The sequence below is a fragment of the Rhizobium sp. BR 362 genome, from assembly GCF_036528765.1.
Taxonomy (GTDB): Bacteria; Pseudomonadota; Alphaproteobacteria; order Rhizobiales; family Rhizobiaceae; genus Rhizobium.
Genome location: NZ_JARWGH010000051.1, coordinates 23,048 through 29,889, shown reverse-complemented (window position 1 = coordinate 29,889; position 6,842 = coordinate 23,048). Strand labels below are relative to the sequence as shown.

Genomic DNA, 6,842 nt, shown 5'->3' with positions numbered 1-6,842 from the left:
CGAGACGGGCGGCATCGGAACGCGAGCCTCCGTCATAGATCGACGCGAGCGCCAACAAACGTCGTGCCTGGGCGGCGTCCTTCGTCTGCCGCGCCAGCCGCCGCAGACCTTCTCCGTCAAAATCCTCACGCAATGAAATCCCTGATCGCATCGCAGACCTCCGGTTTGCTCCAGAGATTCAGATTCACCGCGTTTTGGGAAGGCCAAAGAGTCAAGTTAAACGGGACGCGGTATTAGCTCAACCCTGTCGCCACGCATCAGCGCTTCAGCCATTTCCTCGAGGATCGCATCAACGATCCTTTCCGCATCCTTCAAATGCAGAAAGGGTCTGCGATGAGCGACAATTTCGATAAGTTCGGATTTGATCATGTTCCAATCTCATGTACGGAAAACTTGACGTTCGTTAAAACAGGCAACCTAGCCGGTACCGGGCGGAACTGCGAAGCGGCACGGCACTTTGTCGAAAGTCCCTCTTGCGTGAGAATTTTGCAAGAGACGAAGCACCGTCATGGGCAGATATGCTTACTTGCTGCGAGCCTTGCAGGCGGATTTTCCCTACTGTGGCTATCGAGCGAGTGTGGGCAGACATCAGCCTGCACGTAGGCCCAGCCGTCCTCGCCAGAGCTTCCAGATGACCCACGATATGCACGCAGTCAGAAATGATGTGAACATATTAGCCTGACTGTCGTGACGAGTGCGCGGCGGAAGAAGCGCCATCGGTCATCGCGCTGAACATGTGGGCTGCGAGTGCCGTTGTACTGGAGTTTATCGCCCGTGCTTTTCCATTCCGTCATGATGGGACGGCAGCCATAGCAAGGAGTGTTTTCATGCTCGTGCGGCGAGGACCGCTTCGCAGAGGAGAGTTTTGAAAAATGGCGCGCCGGCTGTTGGCGTGATTTGTCGCGCTACGCCAAGGACAGGAGTGAAACTGCCCGCGAAGACCCTCAAAACGCCTTCCACCATCCATTGCTTAGATCATTGCGATCCAACCAATCAATTTTACCGATCTTTCGGAGATGCTTATTAGAGGTCGAAACTGAAAATCAAGGCGCCGAATTGCCGGAGCATGAGAGTAAATATGAAGATAAATCGGATAGTTGGGATCGATGTGGCTCGTTCATGTGCGATTTTCCTGGCTATGGGAAGTCACGTCTTGGCGGTGTCCAAATTGGCAGACGTTTTTAAGGGAGCCTATGTTGATGGTCTTAAATTAATGATGGCGCTTGCAACGCCAACGTTCATTGTTCTTTTCGGAACGATGCTTGAAGTCGTATACAGACCACGATTTGATACCGACAAGCGCAGTATATCGATCGCTCGTCTGTGGTCGCGGGCCATTCAATGCTGGCTGTTATACAGTCTTTCCGTCGTCGTTCTTTTTTTCGCGAAGTCGGAATACTCGTTCTTCTTTTCCCTATCGACGATCTTCATGCTGGGGGTGACCCCATTCACTGACATTCTGAAGTTTTACGCAATCGCACTGACTGTGGCTCCCGCCCTTTTATGGACGCGCAATCGCCTGGGCCTAGTTCCGCTTCTGATCCTGGCCGTCGCCATTCACATTCTTCATCCGGTCTTGCGCGGGCTGCCAAGCCCCGTAGTATTTGGCTTGCCAACGGAAGTGGACCGTCTCGCGATGTTCCTGTTCGGAATAGGGGGAGCCAAGCTCGGTGGCCCCTCCGTCCTGCATGGCATGACGCTTGTCATATCCGGAATGGCCCTCGGGAAAATTCTGATGGGCTCGGCTTCGGGTGTGGCCGCAGGGATGACTCGGCGCGCTTGGCTTGTGCTCCTTGGCACCGGACTGTCGCTCATCGCGGGCGCGTGGATACTCGATAGCGAAACGAAGAGAGGCCTTGGGAACATGGCCATTCGACTGGACAGCCATCCGCTTTACTTCGCCGCCGGCATTCTCGGTGCTTTTGCCGTTACGGCCGCCGCTGTCCTGCTTACCCTGCGCCAGTCGATTGCGCCGACCGCGCTGTGGAGATCGCTAACGTTCTTCGGTCGCACGAGCCTCTTCACCTTCGCCTTTGGCAACATGCTGCTCTATTGCGTGCCATTTGAACCAACCACCATAACCCAGTCGGCTCTGCTCACAGTGCTCCTGATGGCGGCGATTACGTTGCTGAGCTTCTGTTTCGACAGAGCATCGCAGCAGGACGGCCGGATGGCGAAGACCGTTTCCGGCGTCCAAACCTCCATCCACCGACTGGCGACGATGTTGTCAGACCAAGGATTGCGTTTGATTGCCAGATGAGGAGCGGAGATGATCAGGGTCGCCGGAACCTACGATGATTCCGTTAAGGAGGCTGCAGGGGTCGCCGAGGCCAATGAGTGGATTATCGTCTCCGACACGTCGTGGCGATGCTCGAATGCTACGAGCCGTCGCTGTCGCCTGGCGGATACTGGCGCGTGTTGCCGACGCATTCATGACGGTGGATGAGGACGACGCTGTCGCGACAATGAAGCGTCTGGCCAATCCAATTGTCGGAGACCCCGCGGTAGTGCGGGCGAAGGCGGCGGCGTGGGCCTTGCGGGGCTCATCAGCGCTCTGCGGATCCGGAAGCCAAGAAAGCTTCGCCTCGATCAGGATCGCCCCGGCGCCCAAGAGACCGGCGCCCTTTGCAGCCCAATCCCGCGACGAGCCGGCGCCCTAGCGTTCTCCTGCAACGATCACCGTATCCAGTCCGCCTTTTGATATCGTTGGCCTACCTCCCATAACGGGCCTACCTCGCCTTAAGCGCTATGGATCGTGTGGCGCGCGGATCGGCCGTCGATGAGGAGGTTGGCCGCCATTCCGTTGTGGGAAAGTCCTTTGACCATCGCTTTCCAGCTTCCGCGTCGGGTGGCATAGACGTTCAGGGTCGTCTGCAGGATTGCCCTCGACGATCAAATGCCTGCCCGCTTCGCTGCCGGCGGATATCTGGCCTGCCGGCGATATGTGGTCGGTTGTCATATCATCGCCGAGGACAAGCAGTGGATGGGCGACGAAGTTGCCGAGACGGTCTGATCGCCGAGGCTGTCGATCATGGCGAGCGAAACTGGCGAATTGCTTCTTGGTTTGTCGTCACTGATACGCGTCTTGCTCGCGCCATGAGCGGCCCGCTTGCTCAAAGGTCAAATAGCTTCGTCCGAGGAAGAGACATGCGCGAAATAGCCTGAAATGGCTATTTGAGGTCAATCAATTTTTCATTAGAAGCTGACAGGGGGCCAGTTGTTTGCCGTCACTCCAAGCGCGCGACAAAACAGTGAATTTGGTGGAGCAAGTTGACCGAAATTCTGACGCTTAAGCTCGAGGCGACGTCGCTCACAACCAGTGAGGTCTCCGAATGGCTTAACGGTGAAAAGCACGACAATTTCTATCGGCCTCTCAGTAGCGATAGCCGCGGTCTTTTCTCATTCGGTGTCCATGGCGCCGGCGAGATGGTGGGCTGGACGGGATCGACTTCAACGGACCGCGCCTTTTCCGTCACGATCGAGAATGATGACTTCATGTTCTTTGTCGAGCATGGAACCTGCTATGACCTGGCAACAGGCGGCATAAGTCATGCTATCACGCCCTGCACGGGACTGCTGACGACGGCCGACCGCTATTCCGCGGTGAACATTCACGCAGGCTCTGTTGCGGAGGGATTCTGCATCCCAAGGAGCGCAGTAAACGCCGCTCTGATCAGCACCTTCGAACGCCTGCCACCTGTCGATTTCGAATTCGCTCCCCTGCAGGACCTGACAGCGGGACCGGCGGCACCTCTTTTAAAACTCATGCGTTTCTTCCGAGATGAGATCTGCGCCGATCAAAACCTAGAGGTTTCTCCCCTTGCCCTGACGAGCTTCCAAGAGATGTTCTGTCTGCTGATGGTGCAGAATCTGCCTCACACGTTTTCGCAGACGAAATCGCCGGTGCAGACCATTGCGCCTCGCCAGCTTCGAAGAGCGCTGGAGTTTGCCAGAGCACATATCGCAATGCCTATCACGATTGCGGACATGGCAGCGGCAGCGGGCGTCAGCGTGCGGGCACTTCAGATCAATTTTCGACGTTTTTTGAACGTCACTCCAATGGCTTATCTGAGGCAGCTCCGCCTTGATGGCGCACGTCGCGATCTTTTAACTGCCACGCCATCTGCGACGGTCAGTGAAATCGCGCGTCGCTGGGGGTTTATACAGATGGGCCGCTTCTCTCAGGAGTATCGTGCGGCTTTCGGCGTCCTGCCGAAATACGATCTAGGGCGCAGCTATGATAAGAATCGGACTACGGCGTTATAAAGCGCATGTTGACACCCGTTCCATGTCGACGCGTGTTCGCGGATTGATAATGGACAGATCGAAGGCGATGGATCTGCCAGCTAGAGAAACTGAGCTCTCTGGGCAATTGCACCTGCTATTTCGCTCGGGCTGAATTCCCACGCAGGTACCCTTCGTTCCAAGAGCGCTTTCCGACCCCCCATGGTCGGGGCGAACATACATAACGCGATCACTGTCAAGCCGAGAGCGCCATCGTCGCTCGTCGATGGCCGAGAGCTTGTCATTGCTTAGGAAAGTTGTGAGCCAGATGTAACGGGTAGCATAGTTGCCCGGCGCCATCGCATCGGGCCGAACCCGTTATTCACCTGGCGCACATCACCAGATCTAGAAACAAAATTTCTCACAAATGTCATTGCCTGGAAACATTCAGACGTCCCCGGCCGCCGGCAATAATCTAGGATATCGAGGCTCTTTCAGAGCGGCAGCTCTCAGATCGCTTTAGTCAATTCTGACATATAAGAGATTCGTTACGGAGCCTGATTGCCGATGTATCAACCTGAATGTTATCGTCAATAACGCTCTGATCCCGGAATTCTCCAATATGTCGGACAGCACGTTGCCTGTGATGGCAAGGGCATATTCGATGTTGGTCAAGGCGCAGGAACGGAATTCTCTGATGGCCTTATACGGCTATGCCCGTCGGACTGAAGCCAAGCTTCATGTAGCCTCTATTGATTGCCAGCTTCACTACGATATGTCCGATCCGTTCAATGAAACATATATGCGTTCGATTTTCGACCTTGGCACGCGGGAAATGTTGTCAGACGCGTTATGGAAAGACGAGCCCCTGTTTACGGTCGCCGCGTCTCCATACGGCGGTCAACTGCTGGCAGTAATCCTCCCATCCATCCGAGAGCCAGGCTACTATTCCCCCGGAGGTAATGCGGTACTCCCCAAAGCCTCGAGCGCTCTATTCGCTTGGCGCAGGCCGCTCGGCAATGTCGAAGACTGCGGCGTTGTCCTGGATTTCCCTTAGACCCTTGTAGGAGGCGTGACGAAGGCTGCCGTCATGTGTCCAGCCGCGGAACTCGATTTCGGCAATAATTGTCGGCTGAGCAAAGACGAGATTCTTGCCCTTCAGCGGCACGACCGGCCTGGCTGTCTTCAGCTTATCGAGGGTCTTGCGCAGGTATTCGGCATCTTTCGTGTTGAAGCCGGTTCCGACCGAGCCGACATAGGCCCAATCATAACCTTTCCGCGCGGCGAGCAGCAGGCTACCGATGCCGCCGCGTGCCGAGGACGACTGTTCATAGCCGACGACCATGAAGCTCTCGCTTTGGATGCACTTGATCTTCTGCCAATCGCCGGTGCGCCCGGAGCGATATGGCCGGTCGCGGTGCTTGGCGATAATGCCCTCAAGCCCTGCCCGGCATGCGTGCTCCAGCAGGACCTCGCCGTCCAAGGCCATCTCCTGCGACAGGCGAACGGCGCCGTCGCTCGTCGGTGAAATGAGATCCTCCAGCAGATGCCGCCGCACCGAAAGCTCGGTGCCAGTCAAGTCGTGGCCGTCAAGATAGAGAAGGTCGAACGCATATAGGATCGCTTCGTCTGACGCCTTTTTGCCGCCGCGGCCACCAAGCGAGCGCTGCAATGCCCCGAAGTCGGAGCGGCCTTGATTGTCAAGCACGACGGCTTCGCCGTCGAGAATGGCGCTGTTGACCCCGAGTGCACGCGCCGCATCGACAATTGCCGGAAAGCGGTGCGTCCAGTCGTGGCCTCCGCGAGTGATGACCTTCACATCCTTCCGATGGATGTGGAGCGCCAGACGGTAGCCGTCCCATTTCACCTCGAACAGCCAGTCGGCTCCCTTCGGTGGTGTCGGCTTCAAAAGCGCCAGGCACGGCTCGATGCGCTCGGGCATCGGATCGAAGGGCAGGCTTGGCTGGGCGGGATCGCGCTTTCGCACCTGGCGTGACTGAAGGGTCGAGCCGGATTCGTCGAGCAGCGGCATCGAGGCTTTGCGTCTTGTCGTCATCTCGTCGATTGCTTCCCTGAACCCCGTTCGTTCTCGATGGACTTGCGCAACGCATCCATGATGTTGATGACATTGCCCGTCAAAGCTTCAGCCTTCTTCTTCGGCATGGCTTTGGACGGTTTCTTCAATTGCTTCTTCTTTGTGTTGATAATGTCAAGCAGCGTCTCCTGCATCGGATCGGCGACCATCTTCGGGCTCCAGCGCTGAGTCTGTTTCTTGATGAGCTGTTGCACGAGCGGCATCAGTTCCGCTTCTGGCTCTTCATCATCGATTGCGGCAAAATAGTTTTCCCCATCCCGCACCTCATCACCATAGCGCAGCGTCCAGAGCACGATACCCTTGCCGCATGGCTCGGGCATGACGGCGCGTTCCCGCCGCGAAGGCACCAGCCTCGATATGCCGACCATGTTCTCTGCGCCCATGGGGTCTGGCAAGACTTTGAACGCTGCCGGTCCAGGGGAGGGTGAATGTGCGACCGTTGGCCCTTTGCGGATATACTTGAATGACGACCAGCGGCAGCAATTGTCGGAGCCGAAATCGGCCCCAACATGATGGGAAACGG

4 protein-coding genes and 2 pseudogenes are annotated in these 6,842 nt (G+C 56.7%); 2 read left to right on the top strand and 4 right to left on the bottom strand.

All coding sequences use genetic code 11. The features are described from left to right. Positions 1 to 151, bottom strand: a pseudogene (locus tag QDY28_RS29025) (IS630 family transposase); the annotation flags it as partial. 65 nt (positions 152 to 216) lie between these two features. Continuing rightward, a complete protein-coding gene (locus QDY28_RS29020; protein WP_442967612.1) occupies positions 217 to 369 on the bottom strand; it encodes an HU family DNA-binding protein in 153 nt (50 codons plus the stop codon). A gap of 790 nt (positions 370 to 1,159) precedes the next feature. On the opposite strand from QDY28_RS29020, the gene QDY28_RS31135 reads away from it, so the two are divergent. Beyond that, on the top strand, positions 1,160 to 2,260 hold the full coding sequence (locus QDY28_RS31135; protein WP_425349256.1) for a hypothetical protein: 1,101 nt from the start codon (positions 1,160 to 1,162) through the stop codon (positions 2,258 to 2,260). A 1,010-nt stretch (positions 2,261 to 3,270) separates the two neighbouring features. Then, positions 3,271 to 4,266 carry a helix-turn-helix transcriptional regulator gene (locus tag QDY28_RS29010; protein WP_065091957.1) on the top strand — a complete coding sequence of 332 codons (996 nt, stop codon included), beginning with the start codon at positions 3,271 to 3,273 and terminating at the stop codon, positions 4,264 to 4,266. Positions 4,267 to 5,215: 949 nt separating this feature from the next. Here QDY28_RS29010 and ligD read toward each other — a convergent pair. Both ligD and QDY28_RS28995 read right to left on the bottom strand, forming a co-directional pair. Beyond that, positions 5,216 to 6,280 carry a non-homologous end-joining DNA ligase gene (ligD, locus tag QDY28_RS29000; protein ID WP_004120011.1) on the bottom strand — a complete coding sequence of 355 codons (1,065 nt, stop codon included), beginning with the start codon at positions 6,278 to 6,280 and terminating at the stop codon, positions 5,216 to 5,218. Beyond that, a pseudogene (locus QDY28_RS28995) lies at positions 6,277 to 6,735 on the bottom strand (Ku protein); the annotation flags it as partial. The gene ligD and the pseudogene QDY28_RS28995, both read right to left, overlap by 4 nt. Positions 6,736 to 6,842: the final 107 nt, after the last annotated feature.